The sequence below is a fragment of the Chitinophaga jiangningensis genome, from assembly GCF_900142605.1.
Lineage (GTDB): Bacteria > Bacteroidota > Bacteroidia > Chitinophagales > Chitinophagaceae > Chitinophaga > Chitinophaga jiangningensis.
In genome coordinates this window covers 182455-202085 of the sequence record NZ_FRBL01000003.1, presented here as the reverse complement: position 1 = coordinate 202085, position 19631 = coordinate 182455, and the positions used below count along the sequence as shown (strand labels likewise).

Genomic DNA, 19631 nt, shown 5'->3' with positions numbered 1-19631 from the left:
TTACCTGGCATTGTTGTTTATAGAAGTTATTTGCCCAATCCATCCTCGTAGGTAGGGCCATACATGCCAGGGACTTTGTTGCCGGTAGCGCGCAGGTACACGATCATTTCGCCGCGGTGGTGGTAAATATGATTAAACAAAAAGCCTCTTGCTACTACAGAGCGGGTCATTGGCCCCAGCACGGTGCGGTCGCCCACTTTCATGGTCCAGTTGCCGGCCAGGCTTTCTTCGGTTGACTGTTGCAATGCAGCCCTCGCCTTCTCCACGTTATTTTCAAAGAACTGTAACGTAGCTGCAATGTCGTTAGGACTGCCTCTTTCGGGTCTGTCTGCCGCCACATCATACACATCCTGGCCTAACGTGCCCGCATACCAATAGTATATGGTGGCAATATGCTGGGCCAGCTCGCCCATGGTCCAGGAGATTGGAGAAGGCTTGTAGGAAAGGTCTTTTTCAGGCACTGCCTGCAACAGCCTGCGGGTGCTGTTAACTTCATTTTCAAATTCGGTCTGTAATGCTTGTAACAGGGTCATGGTTTCAAATTTTTTCTAAGTTAAGGTTTTTTACAGGGAGATGTAACAGCCGGCCTGCTTCAGTTTCCCGTCAGGGGTACCTCTTCATGCTCAATATTTCCAAACCACCGGAAAATAACTTCCGGTAGTTCCTGAAATGTGGCCGGCTCACCTGCCCATGCCACAATACCATCCGGGCGTACCAATATAACGGAAAGGCCTAAACGATCGATGGCTGCCTTACCTGTATGCAGTAACCGACCATTATATCCGGCTGCTATACTTTTAAACTGGCTGTTGGCGGTAAAGTCAAGCAACACGCCTTTCCCATCCTGCATCAGCTCACCTAACCTCGTACCATCTTCAAATTCAAAATCCGGTACGATCCTGCCCACCAGCGGATGACTATCGCCAAGATCATAACGGTTATGGATACCCCAAATTCTGCCTGCGAAATAAGTGGCGCCGTCGCGGGTATTGATGAGATCCCGGAATATGGCGTTTAAGGCCCTGGACGCGGGCGTTGCCTGCATGATGGCTACCTGGGCACGGGACCAGTCCAGTACTTTGGCTCCAATAGGATGCCGCTCTGTGAAATAAGTATCGAGGAGCCCGGCGGGTGCCGTGCCGTGAATGGTAGCTGCGAGCTTCCAGCCGAGGTTCATTGCGTCGCCAATACCGAGGTTGAGCCCCTGGCCGCCCAGCGGTGAGTGAATATGTGCCGCATCGCCAGCCAGTAACACGCGGCCATTGCGGTAGGCGGTGGCTTGCCGTGCCCTGTCGGTCCAGGTGGTGGCTACCTCCAAACTGCTGATTGTTACATCCGTTTCAGCAATTCGGCGCAGCAGTGTTTGGAGGTAAGCTACTGTAACAGGCTTATCGGAGCTATGGAAAGCGCCACCATCAAAGTCCTGCAAGAGCAGATAACCCGGCTGTGACTGAAAATACATACCTGTGGGCATTACATTACGGCCAGGCCTGAGCTTTTCGGGGTCCTGCAATACTACTTTACAGGAGTAGCCGGTAAATTCAGGCTCAGTGCCGGCAAATTCAAAGCCGCCTTGTTTGCGGACTACACTGCGGCTCCCGTCGCAGCCTACCAGCCAGTTGGTAGTAAAGGTTTGATCGCCTGCCTGTACCGTTACGCCGTCCTGATGTTGTGTAAACCCGGTAATGGGGAGTCCCCTGTGTATCTGTACACCCATTTCTATGGCCCTTTTAGTCAACACGGTTTCCAGTTCATGCATTTCACTCATCATACCAAAATCAGGCGCGCCTGGCAGCTGATAGGGCCATTGTGAGGTATCAATATCCTCATAATTCAGGGTGATACCTGCAAAGTGACCTGCCGGTTTTTTAGGTGGCTGTCCGGGTATGCTGTGGGGCTGTTTCATGTGCTTATGCAATTCCAGTTGGTGCAGCATACCGCGGTGGTATAAAGCCGTGATAGTAGGTGAGGATAATCCCCTTATACCGAAGGGCAGTTGCTTAAGGGGAGAATCGGGTTGCGCTTCTTTCTCCAGGATTAGCACAGAGCATTGGGCTAACGCCAGTTCACAGGCGAGGAAAAGTCCTACGGGGCCTGCGCCGGCAATAATTACATCGGTATTCATGGTTTCATTTATCATTGAAACGCAAAATTCCAACATGGGGTGCAGGATGGCTTGTAAAAATGCGACAAAATGGAGAACTACAGGCGCTGGCTGTCAGGAGGCCGTTTGGCAAAGGCGGCAGGCGTGGTGTGACTATAACGTTTAAACTCACGGCTCAGGTGCGATTGATCTGTATATCCCATTTCCATCGCCAGGCCGGCGATATTGACGTCAGGGTAGCGCCACAGGTGGTTACGTACCTGTTCAAATCGTATCAGGCCCGACACATCTTTTACCGTAAAGCCGGAGGATTGCTTAAACTTCCGTTCCAGTGTACGCACGGTGGCGTGTGCGGCGGCGGCCACCTGTGCTACCGGCAGGGTTCCGTTGGCAGCTCTCATTGCCGCTCCTGCTTTAATGAGGGTAGTGTCGGTACCATTAGTGGCGGTAGTGTCCGAAAAATATTGCATCAGCAAGGCCACCGCTTCCTCCAGCTTGCCGGCCTTTACCAATTTGGTAAGCGCGGCTTGCAATGCTGCCACCGGGTGCTCAAATAGCTGTACTCCCGTTAGTCCGGTGGGCAGCCCCAGCAGATCAAAGATAGTCCAGGGGTAACATCGTACACCGATGACTACCAGTTTGTGTTTTGCGTAGAAATGCACCGGCTGGTTTAACAATCCCATCATAAACGGGGATGGCAAAGGATGTAAGCGACCGTTATAAAACATATCACAGGAGTCGCCGAAGTGGAAGATGATTTCCGCATACCCATCCGGCAAAACCTCAAACCCAGTTTGTACTGCGCCAAAGTCCCGCACGGAATACCAGATACAACTGACTGCATCCTGTAATTCCACAGGCGGTGCAAATTCTTTATGGTGTATGTCAGGCGCTTCCATGATGCCCTAAAATTACGAACTGCAGGCCACCTGAAAAATAAATTTGCGCAAGCAAATACTTGCGCATATATTTGCAAGTAAATGATTGCATATCATGGAAGCAAGAAGAGATGTATTTCAGGCCATAGCAGACCCCACCAGGCGGGCGATCATAGGCATGATAGCGGAGCAGCCGGTAAACGTTAATACCATTGCGGAACAGTTTGATGTGAGCAGGCAGGCCATCTCCCTGCACCTGAAAATACTAATGGAATGTGGGCTGTTAAACATTAAGCAGCAGGGAAGGGAACGTTTGTGTGAAGCCAGGCTGGACAAGCTCAACGAAGTACACGAGTGGGTACAACAGTACCATCAGCTATGGACCAGCCGGCTTAAATCACTTAAAGGTTTCCTGGAGCAGGAAGCGTTGCAGGCACCCCATCCTAAAAAATCTAAAAAATAACATATGGAAAAGTCAGTTCAAACAAATGAAGTGTTTATCGAAGAAACCTTCAATGCCAGTATTGACCGCGTTTTCAGTGCCTGGACAGATCCGGAAAAACTGATCCGCTGGTACGCACCTGATGGATGTACCATTCGTTATAAAACACTTGACATCAAGCCCGGTGGAAAATTCCATTCCTGTATTTCCAATCCTATACATGGGGACTGCTGGTGCATTGGGGAATACCTGGAAATAGTGCCCAATCGTAAAATCGTTTTCACGCTGATCAATGCAGATGAAAACGGTCAACCCATCAATCCTGTAGACATAGGCATGGATGCCGACTGGCCAGGCGAAACAAAGGTGACGGTTACTTTCTCGGAAGATAAGGGCGCCACTACACTGCAATTACGCCAGACAGTATCACAGTCGCTCGCTACAAAAACCGGCGCTTATCCAAGCTGGCTACAGATGTTATCACATATGCGAAAAATTGTGGAATGATGAAAACACTCCTTTTGTCGACGCTCCTGATGGTGTCCGTTGCTGCCACTGCACAGTCAACGGACACACCCGCCCGTCATAGTGGCTATGCTGCAGTGAACGGCATCCGGATGTATTATGAAATCTACGGGACGGGTAAACCATTGGTATTACTGCATGGTGGCGGCTCCACCATACAAAGCAATTTCGCCCGGGTGATCCCCTATCTCTCCAAAAACAGAAAAGTAATAGCAGTGGAACTGCAAGCCCATGGGCGGACCAGCGACAGATCAGCCGATGAGACATTTGAGCAGGATGCGGACGATGTAGCTGCATTGCTTCAACAACTCGGCATTAAAAAGGCAGATTTCCTGGGCTTCAGCAATGGCGCTACCACCAGCTGCCAGATTGCAATAAGGCACCCAGCCATCGTAAATAAACTGGTGCTGGGTTCCGTGCTTTGTAAACGCGATGGCATGCCGGAATGGTTCTGGGGCTTTATGCAAAAAGCAACGCTTTCCAATATGCCACCGGAATTAAAATCGGCTTACCTGCAGGCAAAAAATGATTCGGCGGGCCTGCAAACCATGCACGATAAGGACGCCAGGCGCATGGTTAATTTTAAAGATATTCCCGATGAACAATTAAGAGGCATTCAGGCCCCTGCCCTGTTTATTCTGGCGGATAAGGATGTGATAAAACCGGAACATATTATTGCATTAAGTAAGCTGTTGCCACATGCCGAACTGGCCATCATACCGGGGATTCACGGAGAGTATCTGGAAGAAATCACGACGGTGAAAAACGGATCAAATCAGGGACGCTATGTGATGCCAATGGTGGAAAGTTTTCTTGATAAATAAAATGGTGAAGTGGCGTGGAATAACGGCTATATTCACATTGACCAAGAAAAATTATTTAAGGAAATCATGACTCACTGGACATCCGCATACATCCACAGCAATAACATCCGTATCCACTACACCCGCACGGGCGGCAACAAACCACCTGTCATCCTCCTGCATGGCCTCATGACAAGCGGGTTATGCTGGACGCTCCTTGCACGTGCGCTCGAAAATGAGTATGACGTAATCATGCCCGATTCACGCGGGCACGGACTTTCAGACGTACCGGAAACCGGCTACCAATATGCCGATCTCGCAAATGATGTAGTGGGATTAATTCGATCACTGAAGCTGAAGGCACCAGTCTTAATCGGACATTCCATGGGAGGCATGACAGCCGCCGTGGTAGCCAGTTTAAACCCTACATTACTCTCCCGTGTAATCCTGGCTGATCCCTCCTTTATAAGTCCGGCGCTGCAGCTGGAAGTATATCAAAGCGATGTGGCCAGTCAGCATAAAAAAATTTTAAGCTGGTCATTGAAAGAAGTAATGGCGGATGCCAGCAAAAGACATCCCACCCGACCAGCCGCATTAATTGAAATATTTTCCCACGCAAGGTTACAAACCAGTATGCAGGCATTTGAGGTGCTGAGGCCACCTAATCCGGATTTCAGGGAATTGATACAAAGTATTACCGTACCAGGCTTATTGTTATATGGCGACAGAGGTGTAGTATCCGCTGACATCGCCAAAGAGTTGGAAGGACTAAACCCGGGATTGTTAACGGCAGCAGTACCTAATGCCGGGCATAGTCTGCATATGGATCAGCCGGAGCATTTTGCAAGGTTGGTTAAAGACTTCCTTTCCTGTTAATCTGGTCCATCGCCACTTTCATAGGCCTGTCCACATTGTTCAATATATCCGTCAGCGTTAAATCTACAGGGATATCAGGCATAGTTCCTCTGCCCATATTCACGGTAGCATCAACTGCATTATAGTAAGCCATCAATGGCACAGAGAGTACCAACTTTGTAGGCCGCAGGTTAACCCCCGGTATAATGCCACTGTTATTACCCTGGTAACCACCACCCGTTTCAGTGCCAATAAACACAGCTTTCCTGTTATGGCTCAATATTGCAGCTACATCCGCACAGGACGACATGGAAAATCCATTGATCAGCACATATACTTTCCCGTTATAATGATTCGCGGCAGGTTGTTGTAACTCGGTAAAATCAAAGTCCTTCACAGTCTTACCTTTTTGCCAGAGCCAGGCAGAATCACGCTGCACCGGTTTATGGAACAACAAACTACCGAGCCCTTTTACCTTGCCTGCTACCGTGGCCGTTACTTCAATTCTATCCCAATAACGGTAAGGCTTATCAAAAAAATAGCTGGAAAAATAAGCCGCATTTACATCTGATCCACCGGTGTTATAGCGCAAATCAATAATCAGGTTTGGAACTCCCCTGACTTTCAGGGTATCAAATACCTGGTCTATAAAAGTTTTGAAATGTTGTTTTCCTGCTTTAATGGCGGTATTAGCAAAGGAGTGAATTGTAAGGACAGCCATACTGTCCGTAGTGGTAAAAACTAACTGCTTCGAATATACGTATTCCGACAATAACCCTCTGCGCGCAAATTCACATCTTCCAACTGCCGGTACCACGCTGGTTATCTTGTTGCCCATATGCATCCACGTGATCCTGAATGAATCCAACACCTCAACATTAGAGCGGTAAAGCAATGGAAACAGATGATATAAAGCCAGATATTTCATCGACTGGTTGTATCCATCAGCGGGTATAACCGGCAGCAGCAAATCCAGCAACGCGGGTATCCTTCGCCCATTGATCTCTAATACTTCATCGCCAGGAACAATATTTATATTTTCACTAAGGTTTACGGTAACAAATGCCCGCTTGCCTTCCCAAAATAACTGTAATGGTACCAGGTTGGGCGACTTATCCAACCATCCCTTGTAATTGACAGCAGTAATCAGCTCTGTATGAAGACAGCCCATGTAGGTTACCAATGGCTTTAGTTTACGGTATAACTCCAGTTCTGTCATCGAATCCCTCATAGTAAACGACACCGACGCTGCATACTCCTCAAAATCTGCTTTGGAATGATAGCGAAAGGTACCGGGATGCGAAGTTTTGAGTAGGGTTATCACATTATTAAACACCTCCTGGCATTGCTCGGGTGAGTATTTTTTTGTGAGCCCACGCTGGGCTGAGAGCGTGTTTGGTATAAGAATAATAAACAACAATAAGGTTCTCATTCTACCTTTTCTTTCAAATATAAATTTGGAAAGGTTAAGAAGGCGTTAAGGAACATTAGTTACGCTTACAAATAGGATTAAACATAAAAAAAGAACTGCCGGGTCAGCAGTTCTTTTTTATTTATCTTATCTAGTATAAATATTAATCATGCCACATCAACTTTTGCAAACTCACCGTGCCGCTTAAGTTAAGTGTAGTAATCCTGTTTTTATCTATAAAACACACCGCCAGCTTGGAAAGTCCGCGAATATCCACGGATGGAATCTGATTAAAATCAGCCCGCAGGGCCACCAGATTTGTCATGTGCCGCAGGTCCAGGTGATGGTCAATCTGATTTCTGGTAACCCACAGGTTTACCATTTTCGGGCAATTCGCTACATTAATTTCTCGCAGCTGGTTATCATTAGCCTCCAGTTCTTCCATTTCAGGGTTATTACTAAAGTCCAGTTTTGTAACCAGATTCCAGCCGATGCTTAATATCGCCAGTTTCTTCAGATGCGCTATTTCCACGCGCTTCAGCTTATTTTTATGGCAGCTGATATTTACAAGATTATCACAACCTTTAGTGTTGATAGACTCCAACTGGTTATCAAACCCATAAAGAAACTTAAGCTGCTTCAACCCGGAAACATCACATGCCTTCACCTGGTTTTCACCAAACCCAAAATCCACCAGGTTGGTAAAGCTCTTGATACCTTCCAGTGAGGTAACATTGGATTTTGTTACATACAACTCTGTTACTTTTTGCGCCTCAGATACCTGGATCTGACCATCCCCATTGGTATCCACACCCTGATCTATAATGGCATTTTTGAAATTTTCATCCGGAATGCGCACCACCTGCGCCAAAACACTATTTGCCACCGCCATCATCAGCAGACAGCCAGAAATTATTTTAGTAACCATTAGATTAAGATTTTAAAGGATGAGGGTAACAACCTGCCCGTCGGCAGCAACATCTACATACTTGAAATACATTTTGTCCTCCTGGTACAGGTATCGCGTTTTTTCCATAATCGGGGTACTGCCGGATGCAATTTGCACGCCATGACCATTGTAGGTAGTGGTAGTTTCGGTTCCTACCTGTTTTTCACCGTTAGCCACTTTTGTTTGAATCACCCTCGTTTGCAGATAATACTTACCGGGGTTCAGCCCCTTAAACTCAAAGGAACCATCTTGCTGGATGATCGTCAGTATCCGGTAACTGTAGGCTTCATCGGACATGGAAATCGGTTTCTTACCTTTCTTATCCTTCTTCCTCATCTCCATAAATTCATTAAAATAGGCCGTACAGGGATACAACTCCACCAGGTTTACCAGGTAATTTCCTTTCTGTGCTACCTGCCCTTTGATCGTACAGGTACCATCCTTTCCTATCATAGCCTCTGCTTCGGCTTTATTGAAAGGGGTTTTAGGATAAATCAGCTGAGCATTCACATGCAGGCATTGGGTTGTCAGTGCGACAACAAAACAAAGGGTTAATATTTTCATAATTGGCTAATTGAATACGGATAAAATAACCAGGGTAATGTTATGCTACTGCTTTTTTGATGGTTCCGTTTGGATCTTTAACAAGTCAAAATTAATATTTTCCTGAATTCCGGCAATACCTGGAATACGGTATTTTATTTTTTATAGAGAGATTTATTGCCACCGTATTATTATATATACAGTAAATAAGGCCCCACCCGTTCTGGCCAGTCACCCGCACTTATATAACGGTCGACGGGAACCTGGTCGGCCTCCCCCGTCCCCGCTACCAGCGTTGCTGCATCCTGCAGTCCCGTCAGCAAATCCAGGTGTCTTACGCCGCTTTGATTTACAAACGTAGGATACGGCGCCCATTCAAAGGCTTCGGGATGTAGCTGCTTCACCAGCCGGATCAGCAGCCATCCATATTTAACCGGCTGGAAGATATTAGCATCCGTCACATGAAACATTACGCCATTGCATGTTTGTCCTGCATATTTACCTTCCGCAGACTGGAAATTTACCGGCCTTGCCACCACTCCCTCCTGCCCCAGCTGGTTCATTAAAGTTGCCACACGAATATGATCCATCCACGGCGCACCAGCCACCCGAAACGGTGTAGCCGTTCCTCTCCCCTCGCTGATGTTGGTTGCTTCCAGTAAGCCAAGCCCGGGATATAACAATGCCGATTCAAAACCCGGAATGGCCGGTGAGGTAGGCACAAAGGAAGGACTCCAATCCCGATAAAACATGGATCGATGCCAGTTTTCACAGGGAATAACCGTTAAATCAAAATCGTTGGTGCGTTCCCGTAGTACCGGACTGCTTCCGGCAATCTTAAAATAATTCGCCAGCTCTCCCAGCGTACAGCTATGCCGCACGGGAATATTCCACCTACCGATAAAGCTGCTGTTATAGCGCTCATCCAGCATAGGGCCTTCTGCCAGTAACAAATTACCGGATATGGGATTAGGCCGGTCAGCAATCACCAGGGGTTTATGATGCGCTGCGCAGGCTTCCATTACATGCGTCATCGTCCACAAATAGGTATAAAACCGGCAGCCAATATCGGGTATATCAAACAACACGACATCTATATCTGCCAGGTCCTGCTGGTCGGGGGCCAGCTTTCCACCGTATAAACTCGTCACCGGAAGCCCGGTTAATACATCCCGTCCGTCGAGCATTTCGGCACCGTCCACGCCGATGGTATCCAGCCCATGCTCCGGTGAAAATAAGCGGGTAACGCGAAAGCCGGCTGCCAGCAAGGCTTGCCGCACCGGTCGAAAATCCGCCGTACAGGCGGCATGGTTAGTCACCAGGCCAATGCGGGCTGTTTTCCACACCGGCTGGTTAGCCAATAATACATCGATACCGTAACGTACTGGATTCATGCAATGAAGATAATGCATAAAAAAACAGCAGCACCATGCGGCGCTGCTGTTTTAATGTCACCCCCAACAGGACCATTACTGGTTTACCAGGAATTTTTCTGTCGCACCCTTGGTGGTACGGCTGCAGGTCATGGGCTGGGTACCGCCCTCGCTGCTCACGTAAGCACCATTACTTCCGCGCAGGGAAATAGTACCGTCGCCGTTGTCGATCCAGTCGAACTGCTCCCATGGGCCTACAGCGGTTCTGTTACAGTTCATTGCCTGGGTACCGTTTTCCGAACATACATAAAAGCCGCTGTTTTGCAGCACTACTTTATTGGTGCCGGTACCAGGATTAATCACGGTAAACTGCTCCCAGCCCTGTGCTGCGGGACGATTCGCATTCATGGCCTGCTGACCGTTTTCGCTGCTTACATACAGGTTATTGGAACTCTTCAGCGTAATTACACTGCCGTATGGCGGCGTAATAGGATTACCTCCGCCCACTATTGGCTGTGTAGGGCGTGTAGCCGTTAACGGTATCTGGCCTTTCAGCATCTTACCACCGTCGCCGGTAAGGCGCAGGTAGTAGTCGGCCGAGCAGGCTACCCCATCCTCATCCAGTGTAACGAAATTGGAACCGGCAGGAATGAAGGAAGCATTTTCAGCAGTCTTGGCAATCTGGTTCCCCTCATTGTACTCATCAAACATGGAGATATAAATACCCTGGGCACCCAGGCGCACCATGTTATAGAATTGTCGCCACATAAAATCACCGTGTACGCGCTGGTGCTCCTGTAAGTCGCCCGGCAGCACGCATGGCTGGTAATCGATGCCGTTATTGTTGCAATATGCCTGGTCAGGCGTTTGTACGTTGGTGTAAAAATTATCTACGTCACCGATGTTACCGATGCGGCCCACCATCCAGGGCGACAACATATTAAACGCGCTGTAGGTAGCCAGGAATCCGGGTCTGGAGTCACTCACCTGCTCACGCCAATGCGTAGGCACACCACCAATTACGTAGCAGCCCTGGTTCTTAAACCAGTTGATCACATCCAGGCATACGGCGGCGGACCAGGGATGGTTATTATCATTGAAGCCAAAGCCCCAGATACATACCACCGGCTTGCCGTTTTGTTTGGCATAGGCGGAGGAAGCAGTGTAGGCGGACATCTTATTCGTCCAGTCCGTTTTTATTTCACTTTGCATGTTTGTCCACCCGCTTACATCGTACATGATGTAAAACTTGCGGCCATAGGTTTCTGCTGCCGTGCGCACTTTGGCGGTTATAGCATCTCTCACGGGGCCTTCACCTCCGGTGGGGTTGAAACGCTGCAAAGCTGCGCAGTCAATTCCATTTTGCTGCATCCAACTAAACTGAGTGTTCACCGTCTGATCTGTGAAGGAGGAGAATAAACGTGCAGTGGAGCCATTGTTCAGGTTAGGCCATGCGGTGGCAAAAGTGCTGGTATAGTCGCGCACATCCGGCCACGATTTAATACCATTATTAGTAGCCGAAGGGCTGGCGCCCCAGTTTTGGGTCCAGTGCCACCAGGCATTAATGGGTGAACCGTCGCCATTGGCGGCAAACCAGCCCTGGTAGCCAACGGTAATTTTACCTACTACATCACCCACCGGTGATCCGAATGCTGCCACCGCGTTTCTTGGGTTGCCGGAGAGGGACTGCAGGCTGGTGCGCTCATTTTTGCTGCAGCCTGAAAAAATGAATAACAGGGTTACGAATAGCAGTTGAAGCTTGCGTATCATGATGTGGAATTAAAAAATGAATAAATAGAAAAACAACCGTGGAGGTGACGGTTAACGCTCAGAAACAGACAAGTGAGATGTCCGGCAGATGGTTCTTCATGGATTTGATGGGATTAAATTAAGATTTATTTTTTAGAATATTTTCTAAAGTTTCAGTCAGTGGGTTGCACTCATAAAGAATTCATACCTTCGGACAGCGGCAATGGCATCTCCCTAAAAAAAATAAAAATACCGGCCATGCGCCTACGAAAATATTTTTGGGAATTATGCTGAAAAAAATTCTTGTACTCCTACTGACCATGTGCACGCTGGTAGCTTTTTCCCAGGAACCACACGCCGTGAAACACCTGCGGGACAGTACTCCTAACATCGCCAAAATGGACGAATGGCTTACGGTAAAACTCAGTCAGAGCACAGATGTGGAAAAGCTCGCCGTCATTACGCCAACTACTGAAATCAGGTTGAGTCCCAATGCGGCCAGCGTTACGCGACTCGGTGTCAGCTACCGGTTTCTGTCCGCCTCTTATTCCTATATTCCCCGCTTTATTCCCGGTAATAACGACGATGCAGAAAAAGGCAAAACCAAAGGCGGCAGCTTTTCAGCAGGCATAAGCCTGCCGCACTGGATGCAGGAGTTATCGTATAGCAGGGTAAAGGGCTATTATCTTGAAAACACAAGTGATTTCAATCCCGACTGGACACCGGGGAAGCCTTATATTCAGTTTCCCGACCTGGTGTTTACACAGTTTGAAGGCATGACTGCGTATAAATTCAATGCGGATTTTTCCGCGAATGCTATTCTCACACAATCGGAGCGACAGCTAAAAAGCGCTGGCAGCTTTGTGCCGCGACTACTTTACCGATATTATATCAATAACGATAAATCCACGCCCACCCCGGGTGGTTTTACACAAAAAGGTAAAAACCTGGAACTCCTTATTGGCGCAGGGTATTATTACAATTTTATTATCAGGGAGAGATTTTATGCAGCGCTGGGTCTGGCGCCAGGTGCCGGCTACATTTTCAGCTGGATAACTACCCGCGCAGGCGACGGTACCACTGCCTATGGCAGCCAGCAAAATTTTATCTTCCGGTTGGATGGACTGGTAAGTATAGGCTACAACGGGCCCCGGCTCTTTGCCGGCGCCTATACGCGCATTATTGAATCAGCCTTCCGGCAGGAGCGCTCCCAAGTGATCACAGAGGACGACCGGGTAATGTTCCAGGTAGTGCTGGGGTACCGGTTCAAAGCTCCGCGTCTGCTTAAGGCAGGAGTGGATAAGCTGGAATCAAAGATGCCGAAGCTGTAGGACGGAGAGCAATATAGGCTGCAGAAATATTGCCGCGGATTAAGCGGCGATACCTGCTGAATGATGGTTGCCAATCGAGTGGGTATTTTGTCCAGAGTTTCAATTCCACCCACCATAAGTGCAGATAGTTCTGTAAATTGATAAAGGCACCTGAAGTATGTGCACTTCAGGTGCCATATAAATACCCTATACCGCCAATTCTTTCTTTATCTTTTTCTCACAATCCAGTTGTTCAGTATCCAGTTTGGGCACGGTAACGCCTACACCGAATTTGGCATATACGCCGATCTGGTGCTGAGCACCTGCTTGTTTTTGCCAGGCCTCCTTAGTGTTATCCCGAAAGTCCTCTCCACTTATCAATGGCGCATCAAATGCCATGAGATAATCGGATTTGGGCTGTTGGTAATCCATTTTAGAGAATCCAATTTTCAGTCCCTGGAGAAGTTCAAAAAGCGACAACGGCTGCCCGTTTGGTTTAGTACCCACCTGGATTTTAGCAGCAACGGGAGATGGATGATAGAACTTGCTTACCGCTTCAATGCCATCCACTGTTGGAAAATGAGGTACCACATCTAAGTTATTCTGATAATGCCTTTGCAGCTGTATCTTTTTATCCAGGTCATTGCCAAAATGTCTGTTACCGGATGCGGGTGCAGCAAAAGTGCACAGGGTTACTTTATCAGTAGTTTTTCTGCGGTCATTTAGCATTTCCAGGTAGTAGGAAGCATATACTTTTGCCAGGTTGCCACCCAGACTATGACCTGCTATGATCAGTTCATTCGCGTTATTCGCTGTTTTATCCTGCAGGAATTTGAGCAGTGGCTGGTCGGTTTGGAGATTGAGTTTATTCCTGGCTTTCATCATTTCCGTAAAGGCGATGTATGCACCGGCACCTATACAGGGCAACTCGTCCAGCGGTAGTTCTATCCCTTTCTGGTAAAAGGGCCAGTACACCAGCTCATCGTTCAAGTCTTCCAGTACCCAGTCCATAAACATGTCCCATTGGGTAAACACACCTTTACAAATAACGGACCCCCTGATGATGAGCGCCAGCGTTTTCCGGGCTTTGTTTTCGGCTACAAAAAAATAGTTCGGATCTTTGGGCTTACCGCTCACCCAAGCCATCTCCCATTTTTCATTATCGATTTTGCTTAGGTTGCCGGCAGGGTCCTGGCTGGAAGCCACGTTGCATAACTGAATGGCCAATTCGGCCGCCGTGTTCAGGGCAGTAATAGTGTTGGAATCCATAGTAATGGTATTTTGAAGTTAGAAAAACATCCTGGGGTGTCTGGTTAAAATGAGGCTATTAAAATAGCACATTAATTTGGATTCCGAACATCAGCAATAAAATAATTAACTGTTTAACTGGTGAGATGTCAACTGCCCATCAACTTATATGACGCGGTAATGTGATGTGGGCAGTCAATTAAAAATGGCAGTAGTAATATTCCCGTTCATGACGTATATTTAGAACTTGCGACCTAATCTAATATAACCTGATGAAAAAAACATTATCCTTAGTACTGATTAGCATCTTTAGTATAGCCGCCGTTGCCGCTATGTGTTATTACTTAAGAATGGATACCTTTTCCTTTGCCTGGGCGCTGAACTTCCTACTGATGTTAGGTGCATTACTGCTCACCGATGGAATGAAAAGTCCGCTTAACTCCCCTTACTACGATGAGCAGCCATGGGAACGCGGCGGAAAAATCTATGAAATTCTTGGCGTGAATTTCTTCCGAAAATTATTAGTCTGGATTGGATGGGAAAAAGTAATCCGGAAAACGCATCCATTAGATAAAAGCAGTGCTTCGCTGGAGAACCTCTATAATCAGACTAAAAAAAGTGAACTGGGACATTTCATTATTTTCTGGATAGTACTGGTGATTAACATTTATGTGGCGGTAAAGTATGGTGTACTGAAATCTTTATGGCTGCTGGTGTTGAATCTACTGATGCACGTCTATCCAATCTTTCTGCAAAGGTATAACAGGCCAAGGTTTAAGCGGGCGATGTACCTAAGCAGGTTGAGAACAGCCGGGAAATAATAAAGCCAGAAAGCCGCCTTCAATTACGAGGCGGCTTTTTAATGTCTGGGATTAATGCTTTTTCAGGAAGGCCAGGATTTGTGCGCCAATTTCCCCTGCGTATTCTTCCAGGGCAAAGTGGCCGGTTGGATAAAAATGTATTTCGGCATCAGGAATGTCTTTGCGGAAGGCAAGTGCTCCTGGTTGGAGGAATACAGGATCGTTCTGGCCCCATACAATCAATACCTTTGGTGAAATAGTACGTAAGGTTTGCTGCCAGCGTGGATATTCCGCGATATTGAAGCGATAGTCATATTTAAGCTGGTACTGAATCTCTTTATTACCGGGCCTGTTCATCAGCAGCTGATCGAGCTGGTAACTTTCAGGGGCTATTTTAGCGGGATCGCTTACACCATGGAGGTATTCAAATTTAGTGTATTCCAGTTCAAAGGCTTTATAGACTTCTGCCCGGGAAGCCGGGGTGTTTTCGTCAATATTTTTCCGGTAGTTTTTAAGGATATCACTGAGTCCTTCCGCGTATATGTTGCCATTTTGAACAATCAGGTGTTCCAAAATTGCGGGGTTACGCTGGATGATGCGCATCCCTACCGGCGCGCCGTAGTCGAATAAATACATACTTGTTTTTTTCACCCCTTTCAGTGCCAGGAATTTTTCGATGTAAAGGGAGTAATTCTCAAATGTATATTCAAAATCGGCCAATGCGGGCATGTCACTAAAACCGAATCCCGGATAATCGGGCGCGAGGATATGATAGTCCTCTTTCAGCAACGGGATGAGTGTTCTGAAATTGTGGGAGGAGGACGGAAAGCCGTGGAGCAGCAGGATCGTTGGCTTTGACGGGTCACCGGCTTCGCGGTAGAAGATGGAAATACCATCTATGTTGATCGTCCGGTGATAAACCGGGTTGTTTGTTTGCGGTGCCTGGGCAGTGGTAGTTGATGTAGTGCTCATGAGGACAAATATAAATAAAGGCAACAAGTGTTTCATTGATCGTTTGTTTTGATTTGCCGTGGTGCGGCTGTTTTTGGAAAACCCCGGGGTGGTTGCCCCGGGAGCTGATTGCTATTTAACTTTTTGATGAAGAAATTCCCTGATGGTAGCTGCTATTTCTTTACCATGTGTTTCCAATGCAAAGTGTCCGGTGTCAAACAAATGATATTGGAGATTTTTCACGTCCTTTTTATAGGCTTCCGCGCCGGCTACCGGAAAGATGTAGTCGTTTTTGCCATAAACGATCAGCATTTCAGGGTTGTAAGTGCGGAAGTATTGCTGCCATTGCGGATATAGGGCAACGTTAGTTTGATAGTCGTAAAACAGTTGCAGCTGTATCCTGTCGTTGCCGGGGCGTTGCAGGTGGCGAAGGTCGAGTTCCCAGTTATCGGGACTTACCGTTGCCGTATCGGCCACACCATGGGTGTACTGCCATTGCAGGCCTTCCGGGCTATGGAAACCTTCCAGCACACGTTCGGTCACTTTATCATTTTTGTTGTTCCAGTACGCTTTGATGGGGTCCCAGAATTGTTCCAGTCCTTCTTCGTAGGCGCAGCCATTTTGTACGATGAGAGATTGAATTTTTTCCGGGTGAGCGGTGGCGATGCGGAAGCCAACGGGTGCACCATAGTCCATCAGGTAAAGACTATACTTTTCCAGGCCCAGCTGCGTCAGCAGCTCTTGTATGAGGATGGCATAGTTGCGGAATGAATATTCGAAGTCGGCCATATGCGGTTGTGCGCTTCTGCCAAATCCCGGAAAGTCGGGTGCGATGAGGTAGTATTCATCAGCCAGGTCGGCCAGGAGGTTACGGTACATATGTGAAGAGGTAGGATAGCCATGCAGCAGTACCAGTGCAGGTTTTCCTTTCTGACCTGCTTCGCGGTAAAATATTTCTGTGCCATTAACGGTTGCGGTGTTGTGTTTTACGTTACTCATTTTGTTTTTTATTTAGGTAGATGATTATGTTATTTACCGAACGTTCGGTAATGTTATTAAGCAAAAAAATTGTTAGCTGTTATTAAAGAGTTTTTCCAGGTCTGACATCGCTTTATGGAAGTAGGCCGGGTCGCCGAGGCCTTTGGCCAGTATCAGGCTTCCCTGCACTAGTATCAACGACTGTGTGGCCTTCGCTTTGGCTTGTGCGGGAGTGAATCCCTGTTCAATGCCAAATGCGGTAAAAGCATCGATCCAGAGCTGCATGGCTTTGCCGATCTCATCTCCTACTACTACCAGTCCTGAATCGAGAGAGAGCGCATTAAGAATACAGCTCTTTTCCCCGTTCTGGTATAGGTCGCGAATATTGCGTACAGCGCGACTTAGTTTTTTAGCAGGAGCTACTTCTTTGTCTGTAAGTACGAGGTAGATATGATCTTTAATCCAGTCGTTTACAAACTGAAGTACCATTAAGGCGATGCTGTTTTTGCCGCCTGGAAACCTGTGATAGAGACTTGCTTTTTGCAGGCCGGAGGCTTGTGCCAGGTCGTTGAGGCTGGCGCCTTCAAAGCCTTTGGATTGAAGAACGGACATCAGTCCTTCGATCAGCCGGGTGTCATCTATTTTCTGTGGTCTCATGGTACAAAGATAGGGAGGTTTTTTTATTTACCAAACGTTCGGTAAAATAATTATTATCTTGATAAGTTTAAGGAGAGAAATCTGGCCTCGTTTAACCTCCTGAAAACAAGCATACCCGTGATTCCTCAAATGACTGGGAATGATTGGTATCGCCTACAATATACACTGTCCCAGCGGTGTCATCCTAATTTCATCGTTATCGACTGCTACACATCCTATTTTTTGTAACTTCATCAGGGTCTCGTCTACTTCTGCCGGTGTCAGCATACCTTTATAACGTTCATGTATTTCCTTGCGCTCCGTTTTGCCTTCTTTTGCATAATTAACAAACCGCAGCATACTGTCATCCCTATACGTAATACCTTTTTTGAAAAAGAATTGATAGACTTGTTCTCCGGCAATTGCTACCTCGACGTTTTCATGCGCATACAACAAACCGCCAAGTTGATCATGTTCTCTATTGGATCTATCCATCAGATCGTAGGAATGATCCTTGTAAGTCATTGAATAAACTGAAACAAACCGCTTCATACGCGCTTCAATAACAGGTGGTTTGTATGCCTGCAACATTACTTCGATCGCTGTTTCCAGCTGCCCCTTTAATGCAATCAGCTCTTCACGGCCAAGTGTAACTATACTGATTTCAGATTCCTGCAACTGCCCCTGCACAAAATCGTTTACAAACGGGGCAATCGTAAAATCTTTGAAATGTGTACAGTAGCTAATTTGCCGGCTGGAATCATCTTTTGTCATATAGAGCGTTACACCACCATCACAAGGTGATGCTTTAATGATTCTGTCATTTTGTTCCCGCTTCAGATGACACGGATAACATATATCCTTTGGTAAATAGGGACTGTCAGGCTTCATCATTAGCTTGTTACAATCTGCACAATGAATGGCTAAATGTCGCCGGGTCCAATCCGGGCAATCATCATCTGGTTCCTCGGATGGAAAATAAAAAGTCAACCCATACTTTTCACTGGCCTTTTGCCCCCACTCCTTCATTAATGCTGCCTCCGGCCAAGCTGGCACCTCTCCTGTGAACAATCTGATATCCCCACCAAAACTTACTGTCCCTAACTGCAGGACCTCCTGCTTCTTCGAAAATAAGGTTCCGATTTCTGTGTATAAACTTACTATAAGAAACCAGCCGTTTGTATCGCCATCCCACAATGCTTCGAGAACGGTGGGTTTTCCACCGGCACGGCTAATGCGGTTATCTAATACTTCAAATGAGGTGATCGCTGACATAGGGTCTTATATTCTAGTTAAGGGATAGTATTAAAAATGTGGGTCACATAACAGTATTGCCGTTGGCAATTACGCTTCATGCGTACGCTTTATTAAGGATTCTTCAGGAGCTCCTCTACTTTTGCCAGGTTATCATTAAAAATTGGTTTATGAAAATCATCCAGTCGCTGTAACATATTCATGAACTGTAGTTGCTCCTGCATGGAAAGATCAGCCAATATTAGCTTTGATATCTTATCCATATTCATAAACAAACTACCCATCACTTTTCTGCCATCATCGGATACATACAATAATTTGCTTCTTTTATCATTCGGGTCCGGCATTTCCGCCATCAGTTTCAGTTTAATCATCCGGTTAATGATTTCCATCCCGGTGGGCTTCTCCTGAATATTACGCTGTATAAGACTGGTCTTATTCATAGGACCATGCTGTAGCAGTGATACCATATAACCAAATTCATCCATCGACTGTATAGGAGTACCTTCCAACCCTTTCTTAATATAGAGTTTGGCATAACGATACATATATACCAGCAGCTTGCTGATCATGCCGGCCACATGGCTGTCCGAATAGCCCTCCGGCGTTGAAGCCACGTCCATTAACGGACTGGCTGGCTGTCCATTCCTGATCCATTCGATGAATTCAGCAATGCCGGCGGATGAGCTGCCGGTGCTTTCCTCATATTCAGCGGCAAGATCAATCAGCGATTTGATAAATGTATAATTCAAACTCAGTTCTTTAGGTGCACAAAATTAATAAATAACCTGAGATGGTATGATTTCCAACTTCTTTTTTAAA

General features: G+C 47.0%; 20 protein-coding genes. 6 read left to right on the top strand and 14 right to left on the bottom strand.

The annotated features are described in order from the left end of the window. Positions 1-26: 26 nt before the first annotated feature. From BUB18_RS08400 to BUB18_RS08390, 3 genes are all read right to left on the bottom strand, one after another. Positions 27-533, bottom strand: coding sequence for a DinB family protein (locus BUB18_RS08400; protein ID WP_073079860.1), 507 nt, complete (start codon positions 531-533; stop codon positions 27-29). Positions 534-592: 59 nt separating this feature from the next. Then, positions 593-2125, bottom strand: a complete 1533-nt coding sequence (locus tag BUB18_RS08395) for an FAD-dependent monooxygenase (RefSeq protein ID WP_245805629.1) — start codon at positions 2123-2125, stop codon at positions 593-595. Positions 2126-2202: 77 nt separating this feature from the next. After that, positions 2203-3003 (bottom strand): helix-turn-helix domain-containing protein, encoded by an 801-nt coding sequence (locus BUB18_RS08390; protein ID WP_073079856.1) that lies wholly within the window; start codon positions 3001-3003, stop codon positions 2203-2205. Between the two features lie 94 nt (positions 3004-3097). Between BUB18_RS08390 and BUB18_RS08385 the strand changes: the two genes are divergently transcribed. From BUB18_RS08385 to BUB18_RS08370, 4 genes are all read left to right on the top strand, one after another. Further along, positions 3098-3445 carry an ArsR/SmtB family transcription factor gene (locus tag BUB18_RS08385; RefSeq protein WP_073079854.1) on the top strand — a complete coding sequence of 116 codons (348 nt, stop codon included), beginning with the start codon at positions 3098-3100 and terminating at the stop codon, positions 3443-3445. 3 nt (positions 3446-3448) lie between these two features. Further along, positions 3449-3931 carry an SRPBCC family protein gene (locus BUB18_RS08380; RefSeq protein WP_073079852.1) on the top strand — a complete coding sequence of 161 codons (483 nt, stop codon included), beginning with the start codon at positions 3449-3451 and terminating at the stop codon, positions 3929-3931. Continuing rightward, the gene (locus BUB18_RS08375; protein ID WP_083549702.1) at positions 3931-4773 is read left to right on the top strand and encodes an alpha/beta fold hydrolase; all 843 of its coding nucleotides are present in this window, start codon (positions 3931-3933) and stop codon (positions 4771-4773) included. The genes BUB18_RS08380 and BUB18_RS08375 overlap by 1 nt, the downstream gene beginning before the upstream one ends. A gap of 66 nt (positions 4774-4839) precedes the next feature. Further along, the gene (locus BUB18_RS08370; protein ID WP_073080439.1) at positions 4840-5628 is read left to right on the top strand and encodes an alpha/beta fold hydrolase; all 789 of its coding nucleotides are present in this window, start codon (positions 4840-4842) and stop codon (positions 5626-5628) included. On the opposite strand, the gene BUB18_RS08365 is transcribed toward BUB18_RS08370, so the two are convergent. The 5 genes from BUB18_RS08365 to BUB18_RS08345 form a co-directional block, all read right to left on the bottom strand. Beyond that, positions 5606-7039: a S41 family peptidase gene (locus BUB18_RS08365; RefSeq protein WP_083549594.1), complete on the bottom strand. Its 1434-nt coding sequence runs from the start codon at positions 7037-7039 to the stop codon at positions 5606-5608. The two genes, BUB18_RS08370 and BUB18_RS08365, sit on opposite strands and share 23 nt — an antisense overlap. A gap of 142 nt (positions 7040-7181) precedes the next feature. Next, the gene (locus BUB18_RS08360; RefSeq protein ID WP_073079849.1) at positions 7182-7946 is read right to left on the bottom strand and encodes a leucine-rich repeat domain-containing protein; all 765 of its coding nucleotides are present in this window, start codon (positions 7944-7946) and stop codon (positions 7182-7184) included. A 12-nt stretch (positions 7947-7958) separates the two neighbouring features. Continuing rightward, positions 7959-8531 (bottom strand): hypothetical protein, encoded by a 573-nt coding sequence (locus tag BUB18_RS08355; protein ID WP_073079847.1) that lies wholly within the window; start codon positions 8529-8531, stop codon positions 7959-7961. Positions 8532-8701: 170 nt separating this feature from the next. After that, entirely contained in the window at positions 8702-9904 is a 1203-nt protein-coding gene (locus BUB18_RS08350) for an exo-beta-N-acetylmuramidase NamZ family protein (RefSeq protein ID WP_073079845.1), read from the bottom strand. Positions 9905-9979: 75 nt separating this feature from the next. Beyond that, complete coding sequence (locus BUB18_RS08345) at positions 9980-11653, bottom strand: lectin (protein WP_073079843.1); 1674 nt, start codon at positions 11651-11653, stop codon at positions 9980-9982. A gap of 266 nt (positions 11654-11919) precedes the next feature. Between BUB18_RS08345 and BUB18_RS08340 the strand changes: the two genes are divergently transcribed. Further along, entirely contained in the window at positions 11920-12963 is a 1044-nt protein-coding gene (locus tag BUB18_RS08340) for a DUF4421 family protein (protein ID WP_073079841.1), read from the top strand. Between the two features lie 186 nt (positions 12964-13149). Here BUB18_RS08340 and BUB18_RS08335 read toward each other — a convergent pair whose 3' ends face one another. Further along, complete coding sequence (locus BUB18_RS08335) at positions 13150-14211, bottom strand: lipase family protein (protein WP_073079839.1); 1062 nt, start codon at positions 14209-14211, stop codon at positions 13150-13152. A 251-nt stretch (positions 14212-14462) separates the two neighbouring features. On the opposite strand from BUB18_RS08335, the gene BUB18_RS08330 reads away from it, so the two are divergent. Continuing rightward, complete coding sequence (locus BUB18_RS08330) at positions 14463-15011, top strand: glycosyl-4,4'-diaponeurosporenoate acyltransferase CrtO family protein (protein ID WP_073079837.1); 549 nt, start codon at positions 14463-14465, stop codon at positions 15009-15011. Between the two features lie 51 nt (positions 15012-15062). Here BUB18_RS08330 and BUB18_RS08325 read toward each other — a convergent pair whose 3' ends face one another. The 5 genes from BUB18_RS08325 to BUB18_RS08305 all read right to left on the bottom strand — a co-directional run bounded on the left by BUB18_RS08325 (position 15063) and on the right by BUB18_RS08305 (position 19561). Then, entirely contained in the window at positions 15063-15962 is a 900-nt protein-coding gene (locus tag BUB18_RS08325; RefSeq protein ID WP_073080437.1) for an alpha/beta fold hydrolase, read from the bottom strand. A 111-nt stretch (positions 15963-16073) separates the two neighbouring features. Further along, positions 16074-16940: an alpha/beta fold hydrolase gene (locus BUB18_RS08320; protein WP_073079835.1), complete on the bottom strand. Its 867-nt coding sequence runs from the start codon at positions 16938-16940 to the stop codon at positions 16074-16076. A gap of 72 nt (positions 16941-17012) precedes the next feature. After that, complete coding sequence (locus BUB18_RS08315; protein ID WP_073079833.1) at positions 17013-17576, bottom strand: TetR/AcrR family transcriptional regulator; 564 nt, start codon at positions 17574-17576, stop codon at positions 17013-17015. A 153-nt stretch (positions 17577-17729) separates the two neighbouring features. After that, positions 17730-18830 carry a hypothetical protein gene (locus BUB18_RS08310; RefSeq protein ID WP_073079832.1) on the bottom strand — a complete coding sequence of 367 codons (1101 nt, stop codon included), beginning with the start codon at positions 18828-18830 and terminating at the stop codon, positions 17730-17732. A 92-nt stretch (positions 18831-18922) separates the two neighbouring features. Next, entirely contained in the window at positions 18923-19561 is a 639-nt protein-coding gene (locus BUB18_RS08305; RefSeq protein WP_073079830.1) for a MarR family winged helix-turn-helix transcriptional regulator, read from the bottom strand. Positions 19562-19631 lie beyond the last annotated feature (70 nt).

Coding starts and splice junctions, on each gene's coding strand:
- BUB18_RS08400 (WP_073079860.1), bottom strand. CDS start 533: ATGACCCTGTTACAAGCATTACAGACCGAATTTGAAAATGAAGTTAAC.
- BUB18_RS08395 (WP_245805629.1), bottom strand. CDS start 2,125: ATGAATACCGATGTAATTATTGCCGGCGCAGGCCCCGTAGGACTTTTC.
- BUB18_RS08390 (WP_073079856.1), bottom strand. CDS start 3,003: ATGGAAGCGCCTGACATACACCATAAAGAATTTGCACCGCCTGTGGAA.
- BUB18_RS08385 (WP_073079854.1), top strand. CDS start 3,098: ATGGAAGCAAGAAGAGATGTATTTCAGGCCATAGCAGACCCCACCAGG.
- BUB18_RS08380 (WP_073079852.1), top strand. CDS start 3,449: ATGGAAAAGTCAGTTCAAACAAATGAAGTGTTTATCGAAGAAACCTTC.
- BUB18_RS08375 (WP_083549702.1), top strand. CDS start 3,931: ATGAAAACACTCCTTTTGTCGACGCTCCTGATGGTGTCCGTTGCTGCC.
- BUB18_RS08370 (WP_073080439.1), top strand. CDS start 4,840: ATGACTCACTGGACATCCGCATACATCCACAGCAATAACATCCGTATC.
- BUB18_RS08365 (WP_083549594.1), bottom strand. CDS start 7,039: ATGAGAACCTTATTGTTGTTTATTATTCTTATACCAAACACGCTCTCA.
- BUB18_RS08360 (WP_073079849.1), bottom strand. CDS start 7,946: ATGGTTACTAAAATAATTTCTGGCTGTCTGCTGATGATGGCGGTGGCA.
- BUB18_RS08355 (WP_073079847.1), bottom strand. CDS start 8,531: ATGAAAATATTAACCCTTTGTTTTGTTGTCGCACTGACAACCCAATGC.
- BUB18_RS08350 (WP_073079845.1), bottom strand. CDS start 9,904: ATGAATCCAGTACGTTACGGTATCGATGTATTATTGGCTAACCAGCCG.
- BUB18_RS08345 (WP_073079843.1), bottom strand. CDS start 11,653: ATGATACGCAAGCTTCAACTGCTATTCGTAACCCTGTTATTCATTTTT.
- BUB18_RS08340 (WP_073079841.1), top strand. CDS start 11,920: ATGCTGAAAAAAATTCTTGTACTCCTACTGACCATGTGCACGCTGGTA.
- BUB18_RS08335 (WP_073079839.1), bottom strand. CDS start 14,211: ATGGATTCCAACACTATTACTGCCCTGAACACGGCGGCCGAATTGGCC.
- BUB18_RS08330 (WP_073079837.1), top strand. CDS start 14,463: ATGAAAAAAACATTATCCTTAGTACTGATTAGCATCTTTAGTATAGCC.
- BUB18_RS08325 (WP_073080437.1), bottom strand. CDS start 15,962: ATGAGCACTACATCAACTACCACTGCCCAGGCACCGCAAACAAACAAC.
- BUB18_RS08320 (WP_073079835.1), bottom strand. CDS start 16,940: ATGAGTAACGTAAAACACAACACCGCAACCGTTAATGGCACAGAAATA.
- BUB18_RS08315 (WP_073079833.1), bottom strand. CDS start 17,576: ATGAGACCACAGAAAATAGATGACACCCGGCTGATCGAAGGACTGATG.
- BUB18_RS08310 (WP_073079832.1), bottom strand. CDS start 18,830: ATGTCAGCGATCACCTCATTTGAAGTATTAGATAACCGCATTAGCCGT.